The organism is Sutcliffiella horikoshii (assembly GCF_020524325.1).
In the GTDB taxonomy this organism is placed as follows: Bacteria; Bacillota; Bacilli; order Bacillales; family Bacillaceae_I; genus Sutcliffiella_A; species Sutcliffiella_A horikoshii_D.
Genome location: NZ_JAIVKY010000007.1, coordinates 458,227 through 478,261, shown reverse-complemented (window position 1 = coordinate 478,261; position 20,035 = coordinate 458,227). Strand labels below are relative to the sequence as shown.

Sequence of the window (20,035 nt, the reverse complement as noted above, 5' to 3'; positions counted from 1 at the left end):
TATTCTTTGGTTAAAAATAGAAAAGACCCTATAAATTCGTATAGGGTCCAAAAAATTAACGAAGCAATTGAAGTACTCCCTGTGGCTGTTGGTTGGCTTGAGCTAGCATTGCTTGAGATGCTTGAGCTAAAATAGAGTTCTTAGTTTGGTTCATCATTTCTTTAGCCATATCAACGTCACGAATACGAGATTCCGACGCTGTTAAATTTTCAGAAGCTGTTGATAAGTTGTTGATTGTATGCTCTAAACGATTTTGTGTAGCACCAAGATCAGATCTTTGTGAAGAAACCGCATTAATAGCACTATCAATCAAAGCAATTGCACTGTCAAATGTAAATCCTGAGGAAACATCAATAGAACTTACTCCAAGTGCACTAGCACTCATATCAGCAATATTTAGTTCAATTTGTTGACTTGCATTAGCACCAACTTGAAATGAAATACCTGTAGATGCAAAATCTCCTGTTAAAAGATCTTTACCATTGAATTGAGTTCTATCCGAAATACCTTTAGTTGACTCTCCACCGATTTCTTCTATTAATGCTGAAATCTCATCTTGAATGGCAGACAAGTCTTCCGTTTGATTAGTACCATTTCCAGCTTGAACAGTAAGCTCACGCATACGTTGAAGAATTGCATGAGTTTCATTCAATGCGCCTTCAGCTGTTTGAATCAAGGAAATACCGTCTTGGGAGTTACGGGAAGCTTGATCTAATCCACGAATTTGACCACGCATTTTTTCAGATATAGCCAAACCTGCAGCATCGTCTCCCGCACGGTTAATACGTAAACCTGAAGACAGCTTTTCCATCGATTTCATTTGACCAGCATTAGCAGAACCTAATTGACGGTGCGTGTTCAACGCAGCGATATTGTGATTAATTCTCATTACAATTTTCCTCCTTGAGTTGTCGCCGATTTCACGTCCTTGTGTAATCGGTGTTAGATTTGCAGATAGGTCAAAAGTCGGCCGCCTTTTAATTCTATTTGCTTACATGTTTTATATCGACCCGTCTCGACAACTGTTTATAGGGTGAGAGAGAATTTTCTACAAATATAATTATTTTTTTAGTTGGTTACTTAAAGCTTGCAGTAGATCAAGAGAGGAGTGGGATGCTGCATTGTTTTCCTCTTGGATGGAAAGGTAAATTTCTTTTCTATGTATCTCGATATGCTTGGGTGCTTGGATGCCAAGCTTCACCTGATCGCCATTGATACTGAGGACGGTGATTTCGATGTCATCACCGATCATAATGGCCTCGTCTTTCTTTCGGGTTAATACTAGCATGCGGTCTCCTCCTCTCTATTTTGCTATCGCTTCCGGAAACAGATTATGCTTCGTCTGATAAGGGCTGCCTGTCAGAATTACTTGTTTGCCAAGGTTTGTTTTCGTGTTTACCACGAGTGGTGCCTGCAGATTGGCTGTCGTTAAATGGAAGGGATCTTCCATCGTCAAAACCGTATAAATAGTCACATCTTCAGGGGTATCCAGCTCGAGGGCATCCACCGCCTGATTCTCTAAGTTAAAATCATAGTCAGGGAAGAATGGGAATGGATTCGTCAATACAAATCCAAGCTCAGGTGTCTGGACCGATTGCATAATAAAAAACGTTCCGTCCTCTGAAAAAGGAATCACCGCGAACTCCTTCTCCTCCAAAAAGCCTGGCAGCCCATTCGGGAACCTGATCACTTCTTCTTCCAACACTTCTATTAATCCATGATACTTCGTTTCTATTTTCATCTTTTCACAACCTTATATTTTTTGTTCGTAGCGGCCTGTACCGACATGGCGCAGGTTCTCAAAATCTATCTCTAATGATGGATGATTGGCCATGCTGACCTGTGTCGAACCAGGTGTGTAATCATGTACCGGTTTGTTTGTCTTCGCATCTATTATAGGTTTTCGTTCTTGCACATCAATTTCCAATTTGCCTGGCACATAATTTATTTTCACACTAAAGTGCGATGGAATCCAGCCGATGTTTAATTCTTTTGGAAGACCCTCACTGTTTCTTTTAGCCTGACGAACAATAGCTCCACCGCCATTTTCAATCTGCATCAACTCGTTGCCGTCCTGCGCCACCCGTGCCAGACCTGCCAACCAGTCCTGCCGTCCAAACTGCGCCGCTTCTTCAATGCGCCTGCCTACACTCTTCAAATCCATATCCTCTCTCGCCTGCGTCTGATCTATCGTCAATCTCCCAGGCGTTCGACTCATTGTCAACTCCGTCTTCGGTTGCTCTATGCTCAACTCTGCTCGAGGCTGCTCGATTTGTTGTACAGGTTTTTGAATCTGCAGCTCTGTCTGCGCAAATGTCGACTGCAACCTTATTTGAGGAAATAGCATGTATCCACCAGCTCCTTAGTCCAAAATAAAAACTGCCCCAGAAAAAACTGCCACCTAAACAGCTCCCTCCAAGACAGTTCCTCACCCTACCTTAAAAAATCCAACAACGAAGGCTGAATCACACGCGCACCCACACCAAGCGAAGCGCGGTGCACACTCTCCTGCGACGTTAAATCCGTAATAACCTTCTCAATATCCGCATCCTCATTATCGGACAAAATCCGTGTAGCCACCACTTCCTGATAACCAATGCGATTGTCTACCATCTCTAGGCGGTTATAACGAGCACCTAATTCCGAACGCTCTGCTGAAATCGTATCAGCAGCCTTATCGAAACGCCCCATCAGGTCTTTCAACGCATCTGTATCACTCGTTTCAAGCGCAGATTGCAGCCCATTCCATATCTCCATCATGTCTTTATTGAAAACATTTTCCGAATTAATATTCGACTGCAGCTTGATTCCACGGGATACCTCCACCTCAAATGGAGAATTTTCCGTACTCACTGACGTAGGGTCATTTGCATCCGTAATACGTGGCTTATCAATCGCTGTGCCGTTGAAAATGTATTTTCCGGCAACTTGTGTATTAGCAACCTGTACAAAATCATGCTTCAGTTGCTCGATCTCTTTTGCCATTGCCTGGTGATCTTCTGGAGAATATGTATCATTTGAACCTTGCACCACCAACTCGCGTGCACGATGCATGACACTTTGTACATGATCCAATGCTGCCTCCGAATTTTCCATCCAAGCATACGATTCACTCAAATTCCGTTTGTACTGCTCAAGCTCTGTAAGGTTTGTACGGTAATACATCCCCTTCATCGCCACGACTGGGTCATCGGATGGCCTGGAGATCTTTTTCCCTGTAGAAAGCTGTTCCATCAGCTTGCCCATTTTGCTGTAGCTAGTACTCAATTGACGCAGTGAGTTCTGCGTAAGCATGCTTTGTGTTACTCGCATCTATCTAACCTACCTTCCGCCTATTCCCATGCCGTTTATTATTTTATCTAAAAGTTCGTCCGTTAACGTGATCATTCTCGCTGAAGCGTTGTATGCATGCTGGTACTGAATCATGCTTGTCATCTCTTCATCTAGTGATACGCCACTTACAGATTGTCGACGCTGATCTACTGATAGTCTCAGTGTTTCACTATTATAAGAAAATCGATTTGCCTCTTGTGCATCAACTGCCAAGCCTCCTATGACACTCTCATAATAGTTTTGGAAAGTAGTAGAGACACCATTTAACTGAAGCGAACGGGATTTTACTTCTGCAAGGGCTACTGCGTTGCTTCCATCCCCAACACGTCCACCGACCTGTCCGACTTTCGGGATGTCTACATTGATGAAATTACCTTTAGAAACATCCTCAAGACGAACCTTATCCAAATTAAAATCAACCGATGGGTTTCCGTTCTCATCTGTGAATTCTGCGGACAATCCTGCTCCCAGTTCACTCAAGCTAGCAAAATTCCCGGAGGTTTTCACTTCTTGCTTCGGAGACTGTGCAGCATCATACACCGTATAGTTAAACTGCTGAACACCAGCAGCATCTACCGTGGACTGAACAGTCACAGAGACATTTTCCACGCCGTTGTATCCATGGAAATCACCTGTCGTGATAATCCCTTTGTTGTAGCCCGAAGCAGCGATATTGTCCAATGATTGAATGATATCAGCTGAAACGGTGAACAACTTTGCCGCATCCTTTTTATTAGCAGCACTAATGTCTGTATTTTTAAACTCAAAGAACTTAAACGCTGTGTGCTCTCCAGTCTCCATGCTTGAAATGCTCCAGCCTGATTCATGAACTCTGTTAATCTCCTGGGCAAATTCATAGGCCACTGTATCAAGGTGGTTCAGCATATCAGGGTATAGACCCTTTTCTGTGTTACCTTCCATGAAGCCGTAGGAATCGATTAGGCCGCGCAGTTTACCGGAAGCCTGCATGCTGCCAATTCCAAAGCTTGTATCACCAAGGCTGTATCCGTCCACCAGTTCCGTATCATTACGGTACTCTAGGGATAGGCTGTTCACTTTAAGTGTTGTTGCATCGACCAGGTTACCGATTTTGCGACCGGAGTCATCCACTAAATCAATGGTGAGTTTTCCTTCGGCAAGTGCACTGGGGCTTCCGCCAGTTCCAACCTTTGTTGTCTTGATATTCACAAGCTGGGAAAGCTCATCTACAAGACGGTCCCTCTCATCGTACAGGTCATTGGCAAGATAGCCATGCGGCTCGATTTCACCAATCTGTTTGTTGACATTGTTAATCTGTTGGCTCAGCGCATTAACCTGTTTCAACGTGACATCCATCTCATTTTTAATATCACCTTGAACCGAGGTCAGGGAGTCTGATAAGAATCGGAACGTTTCTGAAACCGCCAACCCGCGTTGCCTTACTACAGAACGTGCACCTGCATTGGTCGGATTAACTGCCAAATCCTGAAACGCCTGCCAAAAACGATCTAATGTCGTAGAAAGTCCAGTTTCGGATGGTTCGTTCATGATTTCTTCCATCTTTTGCAATGCATCCGCCCGTGACTCCCAATAACCAAGCTTATTGTTTTCCCCGCGATATTGGGTATCCAGGAAACTCTCCCTCACACGCTGGATGCTGCCTGCTTCTACACCTGTCCCAATCTGTCCCGGTATCTGAGGACGATTTAACGATGGAGCTGGATAAGGTTCTGTTTGGACAAAATTAACTCTTTGCCTCGTGTAACCTGGGGTATTGGCATTGGCAATATTATGACCAACTGTCTGAAGGGCAGTTTGCTGGGTAACCAGACCACGTCTCGCAACTTCGAGACTATGAAATGTTGAACGCATGGATGTTCCTCCTAAGCTCTCGAATCGAATAGCGAGCGCGCAGGGGCACTGACACTTTTCTTCGTATTCGCAGGTTTCTCGTAATTTACCGCATTCGGCTGCGGATTTAAGGTGTTCAAGGTCATCGTGACGAATTGCAAGGATTGCTGAAGTAGAAGCTGATTAAGCTCGTTTTGCTTTTGAATGTTGCTAATTGTTTCTGTCAGCCTTGCTTTCAAATCAAGCAGCGAATGTTTTTCTGTTTCTGTGCCCATTTCTGCAAGCTCTGTAACGGTTTTCCCCTCTGACAGTTCAGCTCGTTGCTTCTCCAGCTGGACAATCGCTCTCGTATATTGTTTTTCTTCTCTAGTAATCTGTTGCAACTCTTCTACCTTGTTTGCCTTTACAATCTCTTCTTTCCGCACTGTAAGTTCATAGAGGTAGGCATGCAAGGTAAGCATTTTTTCAAGTATGGTTATGATGGTTGGAATGGACATATTTTCTCCTTGTTATAGGGCCTATTTATTTAGATAGAAATCAATCATCTTATTAGCGACGGCTTTTGAGTCTACTTGATATGTGCCGTTCTCCACAGAGACTTTCAGTTTAGCGATCTTCTCTTGACGAGCTTCAGCAAATTGTGAACGCTCTTGCAGCTCTTTTGCTTTACTTGATATTTCTACCTGATCGCTTTTTGCTTGGTTCGTCTTCGCAGCTTGGTGCTGTTTCATCTGATTTTTATATGGATTAATCCCTGAAGGTCCTAAATTATTTATCTTCATTTAATATCCCTTCCTTCCGAACAGTTTGTCTATCTATCTTATCGGCACATCAGTCAGAATGTTTATCAAAACTTCTTATTTATAACGTGGTATGTTTTTCCTGCTTCACGAATAGCACGTTCTCTCTCTTCTTCGCGTTCTAATTGAGAAAGTTGTCCGTGTATATCTTTTTTGCAGCCCTGACAAAGCTTATCCTCTCGAATAATCCTACCACAACGGTCGCACGGATAGCCTAAATTCGGAAAATGAACCAGTTGAATACGGCCTTTTCTGATGAATTTTATAATCAGGTATTCTTCCACTCCCGTGTCCTGCACCACTTGGTCCATCGATGCTGTTCGATTTTCTCGTTGACGGATGTATTTGTAAACAGTCTGGTACTTCGCTTCCTCTTCTTTATAGCACGTTTCACAAACTTCCCGAAACGCATTTTTAACATAAATCTGACCGCAGCTTGGGCAATTATCTAGTTGAGACATAACGCAACTCCCTTTCGAGCAATAAATTCTTACTCTTTATATCGTATGGGAGGGAAAATTGTTAACTGCGAACAAGTGTGAAGGAGGAAATATCTTTTGCACCGGCGTCTCTAAGGACCTTTGCCGCCATGCGTAAGGTTGTCCCTGTTGTGTATATGTCGTCAATGAGAAGGATGCTTTTACCCTTTACCGGCTCAGGGTCTGGGACGTAAAAAGAATTCTCCCGTTCCATTCTCTCCTTTCGTGCTTTTTTTGATTGTTTTTCTGAGTTGGATTTAAAGAGTAACTCTTCCGGGGTTCCAGGTAGAAGCTCTGCCAAAAAGAGCGACTGATTAAAGCCGCGTTCATATGTGCGATCTGCACTTAAGGGTATGGGGACAAAGATGGGCAGATTTTTACTCCATGTCGTTTCAAATGACTGAAGGAACGCTTTTCGGAAAACTTGAGCCAGAACGGCATCCCCGCGGAATTTATATTTTGCTAACACATCTTTCATATGATCATTGTAATGGTAGACAGACCTGTTCTGTTGAAGCAAACCAGCTGTTGATTGGTCTTCCTCCCATCTGAAACAGTCGGAGCAGAGGTCCTTTCGTCGGTTTTCTGGTGCCACCATTTCCCACTCACGACCGCAAATTCTACAAAGCTCTCCCGTGATTTTTTGAAAAGCACGTTCACATTCCTCACAAACAGGATTAGGCTTATGTAGACCTAAGAATGCACCCCATCCAAATGAAGAAGAAACATCACCATGACAAATCAAGCAATTCTTCATTTGAAAAAGCCCCCCTTCCTCGCTTGGTAGTTCATTTTTCTTATCTGGTCAACCGCTGCAACCATTTCATTTGTCTTGCCATAGTGAAAAAAGCGAACATCACCACTTGGAAAACTGCTACTTCTGCCTGCCCTTCCTGCTATCTGAACAAGAGCACTTTCGGTGAAAACGTCATCCTCGGCTCCAAGCACTCCTAATTGCACGTCCGCTACTGTCACGCCTCGTTCTAGAATGGTGGTGGTCACAAGTATTTTAATGTTCCCTTTTCGGAAGCTAGCCACTTTCTCCTTTCGTTCCTTGTCTTTTGCATGCACGCCTGCCACGAGGTCTCCATATTCCTTTGCAAAGATTTCCGTGACTTTTTCTAAGACAGCGATATTTGGAACAAACAAAAATATGGGCCTTCCCTTTTCGACATCCATCCTCACCCAATTTTTAACATTCCTTGGTAGCTCGCCTTTCTTAATCAGCTTCTCCCATTTCCCACACCACTCTAACGCCGGAACCGGTAAGGGATGTTTGTGATATCTGGCTGGAATCACCACAGATTCAAGGCTTTTAGCACGAACATCTCTTTGCATTTTTTTCGATGGAGTGGCGCTTAGATAGATGAGGCTCCCTTCTTCAGTTCGCGCTTGGTTTGCTGCATACTCAAGCGTTCGATCCATGGAGTAAGGAAAGGCATCGACCTCGTCAATAATGAGGATATCAAATGCGCGGTAATAACGAAGAAGCTGGTGCGTTGTCGCAATGGTGAGCGGAGCATTTTTTACTCTGTCCGCACTGCCTCCATAAAGAGTGGCAACTTCAACGGTAGGAAAAACTTGTTTTAACCTTGGGGACAGTTCAAAGACCACGTCTGTTCGCGGTGTGGCGATGCAAACTCGATAGCCTTTCATTAATGCGGCTTCGATCCCTTTAAAAAGAACCTCGGTTTTCCCTGCGCCGCAGACTGCCCAAACGAGGAGCGAGGTGTTGTTTTGAATTGTTTCAACGACTTTATTGGAGGCGAGTTGCTGACCTTTGGAGAGAGTGCCTTCCCATTTAAGGGTCTTGTATTGGAGAGTGGTGTCCGGTCGTGGTCCACTCCACGAGAAGAGCGGTGTGCACTCACTCACCCGCCCCATCATGATGCAATGGCGGCAATAGGTGCATGGTTGGTGACAGCGGGCACAGTCGAACGAAGCAAACAGGTTTAGATTTACGTTTCCGCACCGATCGCATTTGGTTTCTCGATTGGTGGAGCGAACTCCATAATCGAGTTTTAGATATCCGTTTTGGTAATGGGTGTGGATTGTGTCTTGGTTGAATGGAAGTTCGTCTGCTAGAAGTCGTTTGCCTGAGAGGAAGTGTTGGAGGTCTTGGTCAAAGGGGAATGTTGCCTGAATGGGAGGTTGCGGAATTGGAGTTATTTCGGAAATTCTTAAGGTGCGTTCCGTTTTATTGTTGGTAATTTTTATTAGGTTATTAGTTGTTTGGGTAAAAAGCATTGGTTTCCTCCTTTGGGTTTGAAAATTGGTATTAGATTAGCTTCTCTCTGCCCGTTTTGTTGTTATTTTCGTATAAACGGTCACTGAGGAGTCGTCTCTACGCCCGTTTTGTTGGCTTCATCTTTAAAACGGTAACAGAGAGCCCTCCTCTACGCCCGTTCTGTTTACTTTTTACTTTAAACGGTAATCGAGAGGCCTTCTCTACTCCCGTTCCGCCTATTTTTTACTCAAAACGGTAACAGATCTAGAATAATATGGATATCCCCGCACTTTTCTACCTCAATAAACTAAAAAAAGACACCCCAAGCACCTCACTGCTCCTGATGTCTTTCCAATCTCTCGTTGATGTGTTTTTGTTATCGCTTATACCACCCAAGCCCCAAAGCACCCTCACCAAGATGCGTTCCAATTACCGGACCGAAGTAGCTCAAGAAAAACTCCACGTGCGGGTATTTCTGCTCAAGCTCTCTCTTCATCTCTTCCGCTTCTTCTTCACGGTTTGCGTGAATCACACACGCGCGCATCGGCACTCCTAATGAAGCATCCTCATCAAACAGGTCATGAATACGTTTGACCGCTTTTTTGCGTGTGCGAATCTTTTCGAACGGAACGATTTTCGTGTCGACAAAATGCAGCAGCGGTTTGACCTGCAATAAGCTTCCAACAATCGCTTGGGCACTGCTTAAACGGCCACCGCGTTGTAAATGAGAAAGGTCGTCTACCATAAAATAAGCTCGGTCAGATTCTTTCATGTCGTTAAGACGTTCCATAATTTGCTCAGGGGACTTCCCTTCAGCCGCCAATTCCGCCGCTTCTAATGCGTAGAAGCCTTGGATCATGCAGCTGATTTCAGAATCAAATGCGTACACATCAATTCCATCCACCATATCACCTGCTGCAACAGCACCTTGGTATGTGCCGCTGATGCCGCTTGATAGATGGATGCTCACAACGGCGTCATAGTCCTTTGCAAGTTTTTCAAAAAGGGATACAAACTCGCCTATTGCAGGCTGTGAAGTTGAAGGCAGTTCGCGACTGTTTTTAACCTCTTCGTAAAATTGTTCTACTTTTATGTCCACTTCTTCTTGGTACGATTCATTCCCGAAAATAACATTTAGCGGGATCATATGTATGTCATGCTTTTCGCGTAATTCTGATGAGATGTAGGCAGTACTGTCTGTAACAATCGCCGTTTTCATATTGTAGACCTTCCTTATACTAAAGTATTTCTGTTATCTATTATAGATTGTACATGAAACGGGAATAAGTTTCATCTTTTGTTTGATATTTATTGAGGGAGAGGGGAGACATTCAAATTTATCAACCAAGTTTTTATTTTATCGACCAACTTTTCATATTATCAACCAAGTTTGTATTTTATCAACCAACATACCTCATATAAACGCCAATCGACAAGAACAGACAGGTTTCGCACCACCACCGCCGCCTGCCCCCACACACAACCCAACCCCACAAAAAAACCCTGGAGACCGAAATCCCCAAGGTTACCTAACCTCTACCCAGCCATTCTTGATTGCGACAACAACAGCTTGTGTACGGTCATTTACATTCATTTTTTGAAGGATGTTACTCACATGGTTTTTAACCGTCTTTTCACTGATGAACAACGCTTCCCCGATTGCCTTGTTGCTTTTTCCGTCAGCCAACAGCTGAAGTACTTCGCATTCGCGGCGAGTCAACAAGTGAAGCGGGCGGCGAATTTCAATCTGCTGGTACGTTGTAGCGGTCGAACTGCCACCACTGCTTCCGCGTGAACCGCTTCTCACACCATTTTCAGTTAAACGGCGATATTCCCTAACAAGGTTATGCGTTACTTTCGGGTGAAGATAAGACCCACCATCAGCAACCACCTTAACTGCATCCACTAATGCATCTGCATCCATCTCTTTTAAAAGATAGCCGCGTGCACCTGTTTGCAGTGCGTGTGTTACGTAATTCTCGTCATCATGAATGGATAGTACGATGACCTTTGCTTCCGCGTTTGCTTCCACTAAACGCCTTGTAGCCTCCACACCGTTTACTTTCGGCATGTTGATGTCCATGATGATGACGTCTGGATCATGCTTTTCCATTAGGTCAAGTGCTTCTTCTCCATCGTCACCTTCTGCCACAACGTGAAAGTTTGTTTCAAAATCAAGAATACGTTTAACTCCTTCACGGAAAAGCTGATGATCATCAATAATCACGATTTTTGTCGTATCCATTCCTCTCATCCTCCCAAATACATCTTTAGCCTAACGGAATTTTGATAAAAACGGTGGTACCCTTGCCAGAAGAGGATTGGATGTCCATTTCTCCGCTGATTAGTTCCACTCTTTCTCTCATTCCTATTAAACCAAACGACTTTTCTTTTTTTTCTGTCGTATCAAATCCTACTCCGTCATCTTTTACAATGACAATGATATGGGTAGGTTTCACTTCCAATTTTACGTAGATAGAGCTCGCTGCAGCATGTTTAATGGCATTTGTCAGCGACTCCTGTACAAGGCGGAACACGGCAACCTCAAGGTTTGAGGAAATGCGGTGCTCCACTCCAAGGTTCATAAACTCAATCTGTGGATATCCATTATGATAATCCTCGATAGTCGAAATATATTTCTTTAAAGTAGGCACCAACCCAAGATCGTCGAGTGCCATCGGTCGAAGGTCATAAATGATCCTTCGCACTTCATATAGAGCGGAGCGCACCATTACTTTCAAGGAGCGGATCTCTGAAAGAGCTTCCCCAGGGCCCCGCTCCCGGAAAGTCCGGTCAATCAAGTCGGAGCGCATCATCACATTGGCCAGCATTTGCGCCGGTCCATCATGAATCTCCCGAGAAAGACGGCGGCGTTCCTCCTCTTGTGCTTCCATGATTTTAAAACCAAAATCACGTTTCTCAGAGGCATCGGCAATCATCTGGCCAACCTGCTGAAGGTCACCTGTGACATAATTCAAAATCACGGATACCTGACTAACAAGGCGATCTGCTTTCGTGATGGTTTCTTCAAGATTCAACAATCTACGTTCGATCTCATTTCTTCGGTTGCGCAGTTGGACCTCTTTTTGCGAAATTGTATGAAGCTCCAATTGCAACTCATGTGCATGGTCATATGCTTGTCTAATTTGATCTTCTGTATAATTTTTAAACTGTCTGCTCACTTCTGAAAGACGGTTTCTTGCATGCCGGACTTGGACCTCCAGCTTGTCCTGTTTATGGATAAGCTGCGCCACTTCCAGCTTGACCGCATTCAATTCTTTTCCGAGGTTTTCAAATTCTTTTCGGGAGCTTTCCCCAATCTCAAAAATCTCGTCCTTGCTCACTTCGACGGTTTTCACCATCTGTTCAATAATCATGTCTAATTGTTTAGAGTTTATAACTTTCCGAGACATAGGACATCCTCCAAAAGACCCTGTATTCTTAAAAGAATATTATGAATACTTCTTTATTGTTATAGTACATTATACCCAAAAGGAAGAAAGACACTATATGCTATATCATTCCAATTCTTCCAGACCTTTGTGGGGGTACCTGTCGAAAATTGTCCACACCTTATTATATCGGACCAAAGTTTTACTTGTATAACATTATTATTACAATCGGATTAAACTTTGTCGATTCTTGCCATTATAAGGAGCTATGAACTATATTTTATTTGATGTCCTTTCACCCAGCACTTATAATAGATAAAGTATGACTATTCATACAAAAGTGCCATTCATTAAAGGAGAGTTGTCAGATTGCTATCTCACTACTATACCGTAAAAGGGCCTGGAGAGCATGAAATTACCATTCAAAAATCAAGATTCATTGCCCACATAGCCCGTGCAACAACTGAAGAAGAAGCCCAAAGCTTCATTCAAGAGATAAAAAAGAAGCACTGGGATGCAACACACAACTGCTCTGCTTATATGATCGGAGAAAATAATCAGATTCAAAAGGCAAATGACGATGGAGAGCCAAGCGGCACAGCAGGCGTCCCCATCCTAGAAGTCCTTAAGAAAAAAGATCTGAAAGACACTGTAGTTGTCATTACCCGCTACTTCGGCGGCATTAAACTCGGTGCAGGGGGACTTATTCGCGCATACGGCAAAGCTACCTCAGAAGGAATTGCTGCAACAGGAATGGTAGAACGGAAATTAGTGCAAATTATGCATACAAACGTCGAGTACACATTATTAGGAAAGATAGAAAATGAGTTGCGTTCTTCTCCTATATACCTTTTGAAGGACATTCATTATCTTGAGGACGTAACATTTGACGTGTATGTCGTAGAAGATAAATGTCAGGAATACATGGATTGGATGATAGACCTAACAAATGGAAAAGTAAATACCACTCCTGGCGAACGTCTTTACCTTGAACAGGATATGTAAATTTTTTATAGAGGAGATAAAACATTGGTTAATTCTAGATATGAAAAGAAAAAGAAGAAAGGGAAAAGGTTAAAAAGAGTTTTACTCATCTTTATGACACTTTTCTTAGCTGTTGTTGCTTATGGCGGTTACCTATTATTTGAAACATACCAAGCAGCCAATAGCGCATATACGGAATTAGATAGAGATAAATCGAAGTACCGTGACAAAGAAGTAAAAATTAACAAAGATCCTTTTTCAGTATTAATTATGGGTATTGAGGATTATTCTTCTGGTGGGGAAAACGGACGTACAGATACATTAATCGTCGCTACATTAAATCCAAAAGAAAAAACAGTAAAATTATTAAGTATCCCACGTGATACTTTAGTGTATTATGAGCATCTTGGATATGAATCAAGAATAAACCATGCTCATGCATATGGCGGAAAAGAAATGACCATTGAAAAAGTTGAGGAACTACTTGAAGTTCCGATTGATTATTATACAACAGTAAACTTTGAAGGCTTCAAAAATGTAATTGACATTCTCGGAGGTGTGGATGTAGAGGTTCCATTTGACTTTACAGAAAAATCCGATGTAGACAATTCTGTTCTTCAATTTACAGAAGGTCCAATGACATTGAACGGGGAAGAAGCTTTGGCCTATGCCCGAATGAGAAAGCAAGATCCACGCGGAGACTTTGGCCGTAACGATAGACAAAAACAAATTATCCAGGCTGCGATGAGCGAAATGCTTAAGCCAGGAAACCTGTTAAAAGTTGATGATATCGCAAAAGAGATGGGTAATAACGTTCAGACCAATATCAAAGTTTCAGAAGGTATTGGATTAAGTAAACTTTATACAGGCTTTAATTCATCCAGCATGGAAAACGTAACGCTTGAAGGTGCAGATGATACTAGTACAGGAGCGTACTACTTTGTCCCTTACGAGGAGAGCATTTTAGAAGTAAGAAGCATTTTAAAACAGCATTTAGAGATTGAAGATACTACTGCAGAGACAGAAGAAACGACTGAATAAGCAAAAGACCTTGGAGTTGCTCCAAGGTCTTTTTTTATGAGGTTTTTTCACTTCGGGTTTGAGGCTCTTTTACCCCTTCTGACTTGGTTTTGTCGATCATTACCAGTACAGTCCTCAAAATGATGACGATATCAAACATCACAGAGAAATTACGAATATAGTGAAGATCAAACCGTAGCTTGTCCTCCACACTAGTTGTATATTTCCCCATAATTTGTGCGTAACCGGTAATCCCTGGTTTTACGGTGTTACGGTACTGATAGGAGCTAATGTCTTTTTTAAACTGTTCAATAAAGAAACTACGCTCAGGTCTCGGGCCGACAATGGACATATCCCCTTTTAACACATTAAAAATTTGAGGTAATTCGTCAATTCTCGTGGCTCTTAGGAAATTTCCTACTTTGGTGATTCGGGGATCTTTATCAGTAGCCAACATTGGCCCTGTAGACCCCTCAGCGTTCTCTATCATCGTTCGCAACTTCAAGATTTGGAACTCTTTGTTATCCTTACCTAAACGAGCTTGAGAATAAAAGATAGAGCCCCTTGGTTCTTGAATTTTAATAAGTAAAACTCCTAGTAAGAAGAACGGCAGAATAAATGGTAAGACAACAACTGAAACAACAAGGTCAAACGTTCTCTTTAAGATTTGCTGGTCAATAGATAAGCCAAACTTTTTAACCGATAATGCCATTGTATCTTCAAAAGGCGTAATATCTGATTTGGATAATAGCAAGTCGTAAAAAGATGGTACAAGATATAGGTTTTTCTTATTCTTAAATGAGTAATAGATGAGCGAACTTTTTTTCTCATCTGTATCCTTTGGTCCCAAGATAACTGAATCAGCTTTTTTAATTGCCTTAAATGTTTCCTCAAGTGGTGTATGATACTCCACATATTTTATATTTACCTTGGTAGCAAAGGTATCCTGAATCTGGTACGTCAATCTGTACTTGTCCTGAGGTTTCGCGATAAGCAAAATGTTTTCTGGATAGGTATTTTTCTTAAAGTAAATAAACACCATTTTCCAGATTGTCAACAATACCACAGAAAAGACAAACGATAAAAGGATAACTGATCTAGGCAACCCAAATGCTCGGAAGAAAAACGAAATTGCCATAGTTGCTACAGTAATGGAAAAAGTACTAACCAAAATACTTCCTATATAATCAAAAAAACGCTTTCTCCGCGATGGATTCACTTCATAAACGGAAAGGAAAAAAGCACTAATTAAAAGCACCCAAGGCAATACTTGGACAAAAGAATCCCAGTTTTTAGCATCATATGTTTCATACCTAACGTAGAATGCAATGAGATAAGATAATGTAATTATCCCTAAATCAATCAGAATAAAAGCGAGTCGGCGTCCTTTTTCATCTAACAGGTTGCCCATTTACATATCCCCTTTATTTTCTTTTACTAAAATTCACTACAACTCTTTATAGTATAACTACTTTTCAATAAAGTTGGTATGGTTTAATCTTCCTGATTATTGCGCCTAATAAAAAGCCCCCTTTTAAATGAAAAAGAAAATCTCCATAAAAATTCGGGGGCTTTAGAGTAAAAATTAATTATTAACTTGAGGACGCCCTATAGAATGATATATCAGGCCTGCTTCCTCAGCATATTTCAAATCAAAACAGTTTCTTCCATCAATAAGGATTGGGTTATTCAGAAGATGTTTTGTGATGGTTAAATCCATTTCCATAACTTCTTTCCAGTCCGTCAATATTACCGCTGCATCTGTACCTTCTAAAGTAGAATTAAGATCTGTATTATAGGTAATACTATCAGCAAAATAATGCTTAGCTTCTTCTACTGCGATAGGATCAAAGGCTTTAATTTCTGCACCAAGCTCTAACAATGCAGGAATGATATCAAGCGATGGAGCATCTCTCATATCATCTGTATTTGGCTTAAATGCAAGTCCTAGAATAGATATCTTTTTGCCTTTAAGGCTTGGGAAGATATCTTTAAGCTTCTTAACAATATGCATTTTTTGCTGTTGATTAGTTTCAATAACGGCTTTAATCAATTTGAAATCATAATCTACCTGTTCAGCCATATGAACAAGAGCTTGTGTATCCTTAGGAAAACAAGAGCCGCCGTAGCCAATTCCAGCTTGCAGGAACTTAGCGCCTATTCTTGTATCCATTCCCATTCCTTCTGCAACCTTCGTAACATCCGCTCCTACTCTCTCACAAATGTTTGCGATATCATTGATAAAGGATATTTTAGTTGCCAAGAAAGCATTAGAAGCATATTTAATCATTTCGGCACTCTCGATATCAGTACTAATAATAGTAGTATTAAAAGGCTCATGAATTTCTTTGATAATCGCCGCAGCTTTTTCACTACTTGCCCCAATTACCGCTCTTTCCATATTCATCGTGTCATACAAAGCAGAACCTTCTCTTAGGAATTCAGGATTTGAAACGACATCAAAATCCATTTCCTTTTGTAGGTTTTCCTTAATAATAGAAGCAACTAATCTGCCTGTCCCGACTGGAACTGTACTTTTATTAACAACCACTTTATAACTATTCAAGTTCTCACCGATTGTTTTGGCTACATTCTTCACATAAGTTAAGTCAGCCTCACCTGATGGAGCCATCGGTGTTCCAACTCCAATATAAATCACTTCTGAGTCACGGATTGCACTTGGAATATCTGTTGTAAAAGTTAACCTTTTTTCTTCTATATTCCTTTTTACAACTTCTTCTAAACCAGGTTCGTATATAGGAATTTCACCATCTAATAACTTGTTAATTTTCTTCTCATCTATATCACAACAGATTACTTGATGGCCGACTTCTGCGAAGCACGTCCCAGAAACCAATCCTACATAACCTGTACCCATTACAGCAATTCTCTTCATTGTTTGTTAAACTCCTAACGTTGTACTATAGTTAACTGTTTTTCATATAATTCTTTAATATACGCAGCTACATCTTTTGATAAGTCATCTCTTTGGAGAGCAAAGTCAACAGTAGCCTTTATAAAACCAAATTTATCTCCCACATCATAACGTTGCCCTGCAAAATTATATGCTAGTACTGACTGGAACTGATTCAATACTTTAATAGCATCGGTAAGCTGAATTTCATTCCCAGCACCTGGAGGAAGATTTTCAAGAATATTAAAGATTTCAGGCGTTAAAACATAACGTCCCATGATTGCATAATTGGAAGGTGCATCTTCTAAAGCTGGCTTTTCAACGAATGTTTCAGCTCTGATAAGGTTCGGAGCAATTTCATCACCCTTAGGTGCAACAACACCATACTTAGATACATCTTCATCTGCAACCTCTTGGACTCCTACAACAGAAGATTCATAGTTTTCGTATACATCAATCAACTGTTTCAAACAAGGTGTATCTGATTTCACAATATCATCACCCAATAACACCGCAAAAGGTTCATCACCGATAAACTTACGGGCACACCATATAGCATGACCCAGTCCATTCGCTTCTTTTTGACGAATGTAATGAATATTGGTCATGCTTGAAATATCTTGTACTTCTTTAAGTAATTTGGTTTTGTTTTTCTTTTCTAACGTTTCTTCAAGCTCAAAAGAGATATCAAAATGATCCTCAATTGCTCTTTTACCTCTTCCAGTAACTACAATGATATCTTCAATCCCTGAAGCAATCGCTTCTTCTATAATATATTGAATAGTTGGCTTGTCTACAATCGGAAGCATTTCCTTTGGTTGGGCTTTTGTGGCAGGTAAAAACCTAGTACCTAAACCAGCTGCGGGAATTATTGCTTTTTTTACTTGCATTATATCTATTCTCCCTTCTAGTTCGTCTGACAAAATTCGATAAAAATCTTGTATTTCTATAGTACATTATAATACTATTGCCAATTTATTGCTACTAAACATCTAACTCATCTTTTGCTTTGAAAAATTCCATTCTGTTCTGAAAGTGTTATATCTAATTGATTGATAGAATATATCTCAAGTTTCTTTCTTATTTCAGTTGATTTAGGATACCATACCCCCATATCACCAAAATTTTTGTTTATATTCTCCTTGAAAATTTCAAATTCGTCTAAGGTTTTTGACCCTTTTTGGGGGATTTCATTAATGAGCACCTTAATATTATCTGGTATAACATTTGGAACATATTTCTGGAAGTCAGTGAAAACAGAAGGGTTTAATATTAACAATTCTTTACATGTAACTTCTTCTCCATAAACCAGCATCTGAATATTTTCACCATTAATAAGTGATCTGACTTGGGAACTAATAATGTTATGAGTATTTAAATCAAACTTATACATTTGAATTAAACCTATTCGTTTATTATTTTTAATGAGCAGTTTTATTATCTCTAAATCATGTTTTAAGGTAGAGCTTTGTTGGCGAAAGTCAGAAACTATAATTGAATCTAGTTCTCGCTTAGTACCGTTAACTTTCCTATTTGGTAACATTGGCTCTGGTACAGGGAATGAACGTACTTTTTGTCGGAAAGGAAAATAGAGATTACTATGATTTGAATGAAAGAACTCGTGACTTTCCACGTATTCCCTTCTAGCACCCATAAAAAAGCCTGGAAACCCAAATGCGGAATTTCCTGTTAATGAAGTTTCGGTCTGACGTTGGAAAGAAAGCGGTCCTGTATTCAATTGGACTATGGAGTTTTCGCCGAACACTTTTTTTATTCTTTTGATGTACTCTGAATCCGCACCAAATCTCACACTATCCCAATATCCAATTTCTTGTATTACACGTTCTCGCCTAAACATGAAAGATGACATATTGCCAAAAATGTATATCCCAAATTTCCCTCTTCTATAAAACTGTAATTCATTTGTTGCTCTTGCTTGTTGTGAAATATTACCAATTATCCTTGGGGTTTTAATCAGATGTGTTACTTGCTTTTCTATTTTTTCCGGGTGAGACCAATCATCTGCATCATTGATTGTAATAAATTCACCTGTAGCTTCTTGAAGAGCAGTGTTCCTTGCAATATAGGCTCCTCCATTTTCTTTTGTTTGAATTAATTTTATCCTTGAATCAAGCCTCGATAGCTCTAATACTTTATCTACAGTACCGTCTGTACTGCAGTCGTCTACTGCAATAATTTCTATGTTTGTCCACGTCTGAGACATTAATGCCTGTAGTGCTGTTTCTATTACGTTTTCCGAGTTATACATTGGAACAATTATAGACACTTTAGGCATGGTTTGGAGGTCCGCCTTCCCCTTAACTATTCCTAGGAGTCTATCATATACGTTTTCAACCTCTAACGAATTTAAAGTGATGTTTGATAATCCATATGAATCTAGCATTTGATTAATAATTTTAATTTTTTTAGGTAAGCTATTTTCAAGGTTGGCTGCAGCTAATAATACATCTGGGTGAGGTTTTTGATTTAAGCTTAATAAACTATTAATTATTTTTTTTGCTTGTTCTGAGTCGCCAATGGTAAGATATGCCTCAGATTTCATAATTGTAATCTGACGTTCCAAGATAGTAGCTTTTACTTCTGATAAATGTTTTTCTATTATAGAAAGAGACATAGAAGCAGAATCTTTATCATATTGATTGGCATACCATAAAGAGAGTTCTTTAGCTGCATATATTGTTTTCATGCTTTTCTTTTCGGAAACTAATATCTTTTTTAGGCTTTGTAAACCTCGTTCAGTAAAACCTAAATTATTCATATAGTATTTAATAGTCTCTACTTCATTTATTTGAAGTCGACTTTTACCTAACCTGAGATATTTTTTAATGTTTTTCTTATTTTGGTCTGATACAAACTTCGAAAAATATTCTCTTTGGTTCTGATTAAGTAATTTATATATGCTAAAATCCAATATATTGCTTAGTAATTTTATTATGCCTTTTTTCATTTATTCACACCCAAACTTATTTAAAAAAGGCTGATTGACAATTTGACCAAAACATTCTAAGTCAATTCAATCAGGCCTTTTAAAAATT

Annotated in this window: 20 protein-coding genes; 2 read left to right on the top strand and 18 right to left on the bottom strand. The window is 40.5% G+C overall.

Annotation, left to right across the window (positions count from 1 at the left end; all coding sequences use genetic code 11):
* Positions 1-55 precede the first annotated feature (55 nt).
* From LC091_RS11140 to LC091_RS11075, 14 genes are all read right to left on the bottom strand, one after another.
* Positions 56-889: a flagellin N-terminal helical domain-containing protein gene (locus LC091_RS11140; RefSeq protein WP_226682071.1), complete on the bottom strand. Its 834-nt coding sequence runs from the start codon at positions 887-889 to the stop codon at positions 56-58.
* A 171-nt stretch (positions 890-1,060) separates the two neighbouring features.
* On the bottom strand, positions 1,061-1,288 hold the full coding sequence (gene csrA / locus LC091_RS11135; protein ID WP_226682070.1) for a carbon storage regulator CsrA: 228 nt from the start codon (positions 1,286-1,288) through the stop codon (positions 1,061-1,063).
* A gap of 15 nt (positions 1,289-1,303) precedes the next feature.
* On the bottom strand, positions 1,304-1,741 hold the full coding sequence (gene fliW / locus LC091_RS11130) for a flagellar assembly protein FliW (protein ID WP_226682069.1): 438 nt from the start codon (positions 1,739-1,741) through the stop codon (positions 1,304-1,306).
* 12 nt (positions 1,742-1,753) lie between these two features.
* Positions 1,754-2,347 carry a DUF6470 family protein gene (locus tag LC091_RS11125; protein WP_226682068.1) on the bottom strand — a complete coding sequence of 198 codons (594 nt, stop codon included), beginning with the start codon at positions 2,345-2,347 and terminating at the stop codon, positions 1,754-1,756.
* An 86-nt stretch (positions 2,348-2,433) separates the two neighbouring features.
* A complete protein-coding gene (gene flgL, locus LC091_RS11120; RefSeq protein WP_226682067.1) occupies positions 2,434-3,312 on the bottom strand; it encodes a flagellar hook-associated protein FlgL in 879 nt (292 codons plus the stop codon).
* Positions 3,313-3,321: 9 nt separating this feature from the next.
* Entirely contained in the window at positions 3,322-5,184 is a 1,863-nt protein-coding gene (gene flgK, locus LC091_RS11115; protein WP_226682066.1) for a flagellar hook-associated protein FlgK, read from the bottom strand.
* Positions 5,185-5,195: 11 nt separating this feature from the next.
* Positions 5,196-5,660 carry a flagellar protein FlgN gene (locus LC091_RS11110; protein ID WP_226682065.1) on the bottom strand — a complete coding sequence of 155 codons (465 nt, stop codon included), beginning with the start codon at positions 5,658-5,660 and terminating at the stop codon, positions 5,196-5,198.
* Between the two features lie 21 nt (positions 5,661-5,681).
* Positions 5,682-5,945: a flagellar biosynthesis anti-sigma factor FlgM gene (flgM, locus tag LC091_RS11105; RefSeq protein ID WP_226682064.1), complete on the bottom strand. Its 264-nt coding sequence runs from the start codon at positions 5,943-5,945 to the stop codon at positions 5,682-5,684.
* Between the two features lie 65 nt (positions 5,946-6,010).
* Complete coding sequence (locus LC091_RS11100; RefSeq protein ID WP_226682063.1) at positions 6,011-6,424, bottom strand: TIGR03826 family flagellar region protein; 414 nt, start codon at positions 6,422-6,424, stop codon at positions 6,011-6,013.
* Between the two features lie 61 nt (positions 6,425-6,485).
* On the bottom strand, positions 6,486-7,199 hold the full coding sequence (locus tag LC091_RS11095) for a ComF family protein (protein WP_226682062.1): 714 nt from the start codon (positions 7,197-7,199) through the stop codon (positions 6,486-6,488).
* Entirely contained in the window at positions 7,196-8,689 is a 1,494-nt protein-coding gene (locus tag LC091_RS11090) for a DEAD/DEAH box helicase (protein WP_226682061.1), read from the bottom strand. The genes LC091_RS11095 and LC091_RS11090 overlap by 4 nt, the downstream gene beginning before the upstream one ends.
* Before the next feature lie 356 nt (positions 8,690-9,045).
* Positions 9,046-9,888 (bottom strand): DegV family protein, encoded by an 843-nt coding sequence (locus LC091_RS11085; RefSeq protein WP_226682060.1) that lies wholly within the window; start codon positions 9,886-9,888, stop codon positions 9,046-9,048.
* Positions 9,889-10,194: 306 nt separating this feature from the next.
* Positions 10,195-10,914: a response regulator gene (locus LC091_RS11080; protein ID WP_226682059.1), complete on the bottom strand. Its 720-nt coding sequence runs from the start codon at positions 10,912-10,914 to the stop codon at positions 10,195-10,197.
* A 25-nt stretch (positions 10,915-10,939) separates the two neighbouring features.
* On the bottom strand, positions 10,940-12,082 hold the full coding sequence (locus tag LC091_RS11075; RefSeq protein ID WP_226682058.1) for a sensor histidine kinase: 1,143 nt from the start codon (positions 12,080-12,082) through the stop codon (positions 10,940-10,942).
* Positions 12,083-12,430: 348 nt separating this feature from the next.
* Here LC091_RS11075 and LC091_RS11070 point away from each other — a divergent pair, with 348 nt between their 5' ends.
* Positions 12,431-13,066 carry a YigZ family protein gene (locus LC091_RS11070; protein ID WP_226682057.1) on the top strand — a complete coding sequence of 212 codons (636 nt, stop codon included), beginning with the start codon at positions 12,431-12,433 and terminating at the stop codon, positions 13,064-13,066.
* A 93-nt stretch (positions 13,067-13,159) separates the two neighbouring features.
* The gene (locus LC091_RS11065) at positions 13,160-14,086 is read left to right on the top strand and encodes an LCP family protein (protein WP_226682056.1); all 927 of its coding nucleotides are present in this window, start codon (positions 13,160-13,162) and stop codon (positions 14,084-14,086) included.
* A gap of 34 nt (positions 14,087-14,120) precedes the next feature.
* Here LC091_RS11065 and LC091_RS11060 read toward each other — a convergent pair whose 3' ends face one another.
* The 4 genes from LC091_RS11060 to LC091_RS11045 all read right to left on the bottom strand — a co-directional run bounded on the left by LC091_RS11060 (position 14,121) and on the right by LC091_RS11045 (position 19,947).
* Positions 14,121-15,476, bottom strand: a complete 1,356-nt coding sequence (locus tag LC091_RS11060) for a sugar transferase (protein WP_226682055.1) — start codon at positions 15,474-15,476, stop codon at positions 14,121-14,123.
* Between the two features lie 174 nt (positions 15,477-15,650).
* Positions 15,651-16,961 carry a UDP-glucose 6-dehydrogenase TuaD gene (tuaD, locus tag LC091_RS11055; RefSeq protein WP_226682054.1) on the bottom strand — a complete coding sequence of 437 codons (1,311 nt, stop codon included), beginning with the start codon at positions 16,959-16,961 and terminating at the stop codon, positions 15,651-15,653.
* A gap of 14 nt (positions 16,962-16,975) precedes the next feature.
* A complete protein-coding gene (galU, locus tag LC091_RS11050; protein ID WP_264179285.1) occupies positions 16,976-17,869 on the bottom strand; it encodes a UTP--glucose-1-phosphate uridylyltransferase GalU in 894 nt (297 codons plus the stop codon).
* Positions 17,870-17,976: 107 nt separating this feature from the next.
* Entirely contained in the window at positions 17,977-19,947 is a 1,971-nt protein-coding gene (locus tag LC091_RS11045) for a glycosyltransferase family 2 protein (protein ID WP_226682053.1), read from the bottom strand.
* Between the last annotated feature and the right edge of the window lie 88 nt (positions 19,948-20,035).

Excerpts from the sequence above, each read along its gene's own strand:
- LC091_RS11080 (WP_226682059.1), bottom strand. The coding sequence starts at position 10,914 with ATGGATACGACAAAAATCGTGATTATTGATGATCATCAGCTTTTCCGT.
- galU (WP_264179285.1), bottom strand. The coding sequence starts at position 17,869 with ATGCAAGTAAAAAAAGCAATAATTCCCGCAGCTGGTTTAGGTACTAGG.
- LC091_RS11045 (WP_226682053.1), bottom strand. The coding sequence starts at position 19,947 with ATGAAAAAAGGCATAATAAAATTACTAAGCAATATATTGGATTTTAGC.
- LC091_RS11110 (WP_226682065.1), bottom strand. The coding sequence starts at position 5,660 with ATGTCCATTCCAACCATCATAACCATACTTGAAAAAATGCTTACCTTG.
- LC091_RS11090 (WP_226682061.1), bottom strand. The coding sequence starts at position 8,689 with ATGCTTTTTACCCAAACAACTAATAACCTAATAAAAATTACCAACAAT.
- LC091_RS11125 (WP_226682068.1), bottom strand. The coding sequence starts at position 2,347 with ATGCTATTTCCTCAAATAAGGTTGCAGTCGACATTTGCGCAGACAGAG.
- tuaD (WP_226682054.1), bottom strand. The coding sequence starts at position 16,961 with ATGAAGAGAATTGCTGTAATGGGTACAGGTTATGTAGGATTGGTTTCT.
- LC091_RS11100 (WP_226682063.1), bottom strand. The coding sequence starts at position 6,424 with ATGTCTCAACTAGATAATTGCCCAAGCTGCGGTCAGATTTATGTTAAA.
- csrA (WP_226682070.1), bottom strand. The coding sequence starts at position 1,288 with ATGCTAGTATTAACCCGAAAGAAAGACGAGGCCATTATGATCGGTGAT.
- LC091_RS11075 (WP_226682058.1), bottom strand. The coding sequence starts at position 12,082 with ATGTCTCGGAAAGTTATAAACTCTAAACAATTAGACATGATTATTGAA.
- LC091_RS11140 (WP_226682071.1), bottom strand. The coding sequence starts at position 889 with ATGAGAATTAATCACAATATCGCTGCGTTGAACACGCACCGTCAATTA.
- flgL (WP_226682067.1), bottom strand. The coding sequence starts at position 3,312 with ATGCGAGTAACACAAAGCATGCTTACGCAGAACTCACTGCGTCAATTG.
- LC091_RS11060 (WP_226682055.1), bottom strand. The coding sequence starts at position 15,476 with ATGGGCAACCTGTTAGATGAAAAAGGACGCCGACTCGCTTTTATTCTG.
- flgK (WP_226682066.1), bottom strand. The coding sequence starts at position 5,184 with ATGCGTTCAACATTTCATAGTCTCGAAGTTGCGAGACGTGGTCTGGTT.
- flgM (WP_226682064.1), bottom strand. The coding sequence starts at position 5,945 with ATGAAGATAAATAATTTAGGACCTTCAGGGATTAATCCATATAAAAAT.
- LC091_RS11085 (WP_226682060.1), bottom strand. The coding sequence starts at position 9,888 with ATGAAAACGGCGATTGTTACAGACAGTACTGCCTACATCTCATCAGAA.
- fliW (WP_226682069.1), bottom strand. The coding sequence starts at position 1,741 with ATGAAAATAGAAACGAAGTATCATGGATTAATAGAAGTGTTGGAAGAA.
- LC091_RS11095 (WP_226682062.1), bottom strand. The coding sequence starts at position 7,199 with ATGAAGAATTGCTTGATTTGTCATGGTGATGTTTCTTCTTCATTTGGA.
- LC091_RS11065 (WP_226682056.1), top strand. The coding sequence starts at position 13,160 with ATGACACTTTTCTTAGCTGTTGTTGCTTATGGCGGTTACCTATTATTT.